We start from the raw sequence: 4,238 nt of genomic DNA on the forward strand, positions 1-4,238 counted from the left end.
ATCGGAGGTCCTCGATCGAGACCGGCGTTGTCAGGCGGCAACGCTCGGGAGTGTGAGAAATCGTGCAAGTCCGGGTGATTCGCCCGGGCCGCACCCACGTGTGATGGACGGGTTTGGTGGCCGCCCACGGCGAGGCGGTCGCGCGAACCGGGCAAGGGAGGGTGTCGGAACCCGCTGTCAGCTGTCGGAGGGTGACTCGGGCGAAGCGGTGATCGCGCTGCAGGGCTCGCTGAACCGGTGCTACAACGCCGGGCCAACTATCGCCAGGATCGGCACGGGTGCGAGAACCCGTTCGTAGCAACTGCCTCCTCAAGCAAATGTAAAGAACTTCGGTGTGCATGGTATCTGCGTTGACAGCGGTGCCCGCGCTGAGCGAGCGTTGCATGTACGTTCCGGGATACAGCGGGGAGGATGCTCGTGGTGATGCGGCGTTGGCGTCTCACCGGACTGGAATTCGTCGCGCTGTGGGAGGACATGCGCGAGTCGGGAGTGCTGCCGAGCCCTTTCGGGTTCACGTGTCGAATTCCACTGTACCGCGACTACCTGGAGGCGAAGAAGGCCGCAGGCGTGGCGGTACGGCGGCGGCTCGGTGACGGATTCGAGGACGTGCTCGATGTGGTCGCCAAGCCCGATATCAGAATCGTGACGAAGGGCGTTGATCTCACAGAGGAGGGGGCTCAGATCCGGCTGCAGGCGGCGCGTCGCGGGAGTGACGCATATCTGCTCGAACAGCTGTGGGGCGAGCCCGGTGAGCACGGCGGTGAATTCATAGTCGAGCAGCACCCCGTCCTGGAATTGGGTACCGCCGTGGCAGCCCGTATACCCGACGCCGCGGCGGGCGAACTCGGCAGCGTCGATCTGATTTCCCACACCGCGACGGAGCTGGATCAGGAATACGGGCGATCGCTGACTCGCGAGCCTGCCGAAGACCCCGGATGGCATCGGGCAGAGCGATTCCTTCGCTCGTCGGTCACGGGTATCGGAATCATCTCCGTCGAGCAGGGCATCTCCCGATTCGGGCCGCAGTATGCCGCCAAACGCGCACTTCAATGGCGCGATCTGGACGACGACGGCAGATACGTCATCACCGACCGGGACGATCCGATGGCCTTCGGGGTCGATGCGAATGGGCTGACCGCTCGTATCGATGCCCTCATCGCCGACGTGGTCAGGGCGATCAAGGACGGACGGCGATGAGATGGCCGCACTATTTTCGGTCGATGGGCAGGAGGTGAGCGGTGGACGACCACGATGACGATCAGTCGACGGCTCAGCAGGATACGTCCGAGACCGACGTGCCCAGCGAGGACTCCACCGAGACGACGGATCCGTTCGGCACCGGTGACGAGACCACCGCGCTGGGGTTGAATGATCTTATTACGCTGGCTACCGACGGCGAATATAACGCCGACGGCGAGCTGGAGCGCCTGTACCTCGAGGATGGTGCGGCGTACGAGTGTGCGGATTTGTGCACGGCCGCCATCAATGGGGTCGATGCCGTTCGCTGGTTTGCCGGGCACAACGGTTTCACCGATCAACCCTTCTCCAATCAGCCATCCGGTACGGGAATGGCTGATAAGTTCAACTTGTCGGGTACAATAATCGCTGACGGCCTGGAGATGCTGGGTTCAAATCTCCGCGCCCTGCAGGAGTTGTTCGTGGCGGCGCAGAAGGCGTACGAACAAGCTGAGGGTGAGAGTGCTGCGCACTTTGGCAAAATCGGTGATGTTGTTGTTCCTCCGACATTGTCGGATCTTTCGGCCAGTGGACCATTTGCGTTTTCGTACGTAGACTACACCGGGCTTTTCGCGCAGACCGATGTCAATCCCTACGGTAGCCCCGACAGTCCATCGGGTGAGGTTCTCGGATTCGGTCAGTATGGTGGATTCCTCAAGACTCCATCGGGGAGTGAAAATCCGTACGACTTGTCCTGGGGTGATCTTTACGAACTCGGTGAGGACATCAGGGCGCGGGATACCGTGAGTATGTCGTATGAGATGGCGCGGAATTGGGCGTCGGTGGGAAACGCAATACCTAATGTGGTCGACGAACTTATCGGACGTCTGAAGTCGGTAACCCAATCGAAGTGGGAGGGACCAGGCTCGGCGCAAGCCTTCGAGACGGTCAACGTCGTCGTGGCGGACGCTTGGCCTTTGTCCCAGGCCGCTCTTGCCCTGAGTGGTCTCTACGCTCACGTAGCGGCTTGCCTCGACAAGACGCAGGAGGAGATGCCGCCCGATCCGGATCCGCCGACCACCCTCTGGAAATGGAACGGTTGGAATCCCGAGGGGTTGTTTTTGTACCATTCCATCTCTGGAGTTGACGATGACGAAGTCAACAAATACCGGGAATACATGGAAGACTATTACGAGTCAAAGTTCGAATACCTGGACGATTATGTCCCCGAGGCTCCACTGCCGGAGAACCGTTTGGGCGGTGACTACGGAGGCGCCGGCGCGGGTACCGGCGATCAGACCACCCAAGACTATTTGAACGAACTCTTCGGTGCCGGAGACGATGGTGGATCGTCCGGTAGCGGTGGTGGATTGCCCGCCGCCGGACTCGAAACCGCCGGTTACGAGTCGGCCGATCCGGGCGCGTTGTCGCCCACCGATTACTCCGCGTACGAGGAGTACGCCGCCCAGCAGGAGGAGGCGGCGCGTGCGCAGGAGGAGGCCGCGCGGCAGCAGGCCGAACAGCAAGCGGCGAGTGCGATGCCAAATGCGCTGGGACAAGGGATTCGGGATGCGGCGAGTGCCGCGCAGCAACTGGCGAATCCGTCGCTCACACCGTCGTCATTGGCGACGCCGGCCCTCCCCAGCGGTTTGGACCCGAGCAGGGCGTCGAGTCTCTCGCCAAGTGGGTTGCGCGGCGGTGGCGCCGGGAGCGGTGTGGGCAGCGGTACCGGCACCGCGACACCCAAACCCGCCTATGAAGCGTCGAAGTTGTTCCCGCGCGCGAGTATTGCCGGTTCGGCGACGTCCTTCGGCGCGACGGCCTCGCAGATTTCGGCGGGGCCGACCGCGGGCATGCCCGGTTCCCCCGGTGCGGCCGGTGCGCCAGGTGCCAGGAACGGTCAGGAGAACAAGCACGAGCGGCCCCAGTACCTGACCCACGCCGACAACATGGATGAGGCGTTGGGCGAGGCCGTGGACATGACCAGGCCCGTGGTGGGCGAGGCAGCGCCGCGGCCGGAATCGACGCCCCCGCCTGCGGCCGTGGTCCCGTCGAACGGCGAGCGTCCGCCCGCTCCGGTCGCCCCGAGGCCGAGCAGGCGGCAGGCGCCGCCGCGGCAGGAGGCGCCGCAGTCATGACGAGAGGAGTCATCAATGGGTGAAGTCTGGGCCGACCCGGATGGGATGCGCAAGGCGAGTGGGCGTGCCGAGCTCGCCGCCGACTGCAACGACCGGCTCGTGCGGAAGCTCGAGGGCATCAAGGATGACGTGGAGGCTTGCGGCAGTGGGGACCGCTATCACCAGCAATTCTGGAAAGGCGGCGCCGAGGAGTTCGTGGACGCGCTCATCGAAGTGGTGGAGGCCCGTAGAGATGGGTTTGTCGCGATCTGCGACAACCTGAAGACCGGCGCCGATATGTACGACGTGACCGAGAGCGGATCGGCGTCGGGTTTTTCCTGATACGAAATCTATTGAGGCGTGGGTGCGATGAGGGACAGAATGTCGAAGGGTGCGGTGTCGGCGGCGATGGACATGCTGCAGGAGCAGTTGCGCGGCATCGCCGAATTCGAGCGGCAACGTACCGCGCTGACCTCGACCGCCACCGCTCTGGACGGAGCCGTCGAAGTAACCGTGAACTGCGACGGCCAGCTGACCGGCACGTACTTCGCCGACGACATCAGCTGGATCAGTCCCGCGGATCTCGCTGCCGCGGTGACGGCCGCGGCGAAGGCCGCCGCGGTCGATGTCGCGCGGCGCACCGAGGAACTGCGAGCGCCGCTGATGAGCGCGGGCGAGCAGTTGCCGACCGTGTCGGATCTCGTCCTCGGATTGCCTGATTTCGATATGGAACTGCCGGTTCCACCGCGCCCGCGCGCTTTCATCGAAGCCGAATCGGACCAAGCCGCCGCCGTGCCGACCGAGCTGACCCGTCGGTCGTCAGAGGTGCTGGCCGACCCCGACGAGTCGTCGCCGGCCATCGAGCTTTCCGACGCGGAGCCCTACGAGGAGGCGGCGGCCGACCGGGGATCCGAGGTCGCGGATTCGGGTTGGGGTTAGCCGCCC

Annotated in this window: 4 protein-coding genes; all 4 read left to right on the forward strand. The window is 64.1% G+C overall.

Features of this window, described 5'->3' with window-relative positions; genetic code table 11:
- Positions 1 to 423 precede the first annotated feature (423 nt).
- From ON34_RS32845 to ON34_RS34080, 4 genes are read left to right on the forward strand one after another with little or no spacing between them, the layout of a single operon-like run.
- Entirely contained in the window at positions 424 to 1,197 is a 774-nt protein-coding gene (locus tag ON34_RS32845; protein ID WP_245548317.1) for an ESX secretion-associated protein EspG, read from the forward strand.
- A gap of 41 nt (positions 1,198 to 1,238) precedes the next feature.
- Positions 1,239 to 3,314: a hypothetical protein gene (locus ON34_RS32850; protein ID WP_040787204.1), complete on the forward strand. Its 2,076-nt coding sequence runs from the start codon at positions 1,239 to 1,241 to the stop codon at positions 3,312 to 3,314.
- Between the two features lie 15 nt (positions 3,315 to 3,329).
- The gene (locus ON34_RS32855) at positions 3,330 to 3,635 is read left to right on the forward strand and encodes a WXG100 family type VII secretion target (RefSeq protein ID WP_157172574.1); all 306 of its coding nucleotides are present in this window, start codon (positions 3,330 to 3,332) and stop codon (positions 3,633 to 3,635) included.
- Positions 3,636 to 3,662: 27 nt separating this feature from the next.
- The gene (locus tag ON34_RS34080) at positions 3,663 to 4,232 is read left to right on the forward strand and encodes a YbaB/EbfC family nucleoid-associated protein (protein ID WP_083889970.1); all 570 of its coding nucleotides are present in this window, start codon (positions 3,663 to 3,665) and stop codon (positions 4,230 to 4,232) included.
- The last annotated feature ends 6 nt before the right edge of the window (positions 4,233 to 4,238 follow it).

It is taken from the genome of Nocardia pneumoniae NBRC 100136, from assembly GCF_000308755.1.
Lineage (GTDB): Bacteria > Actinomycetota > Actinomycetes > Mycobacteriales > Mycobacteriaceae > Nocardia > Nocardia pneumoniae.

Excerpts from the sequence above, each read along its gene's own strand:
- ON34_RS32845 (WP_245548317.1), top strand. The coding sequence starts at position 424 with ATGCGGCGTTGGCGTCTCACCGGACTGGAATTCGTCGCGCTGTGGGAG.
- ON34_RS32855 (WP_157172574.1), top strand. The coding sequence starts at position 3,330 with ATGGGTGAAGTCTGGGCCGACCCGGATGGGATGCGCAAGGCGAGTGGG.
- ON34_RS34080 (WP_083889970.1), top strand. The coding sequence starts at position 3,663 with ATGAGGGACAGAATGTCGAAGGGTGCGGTGTCGGCGGCGATGGACATG.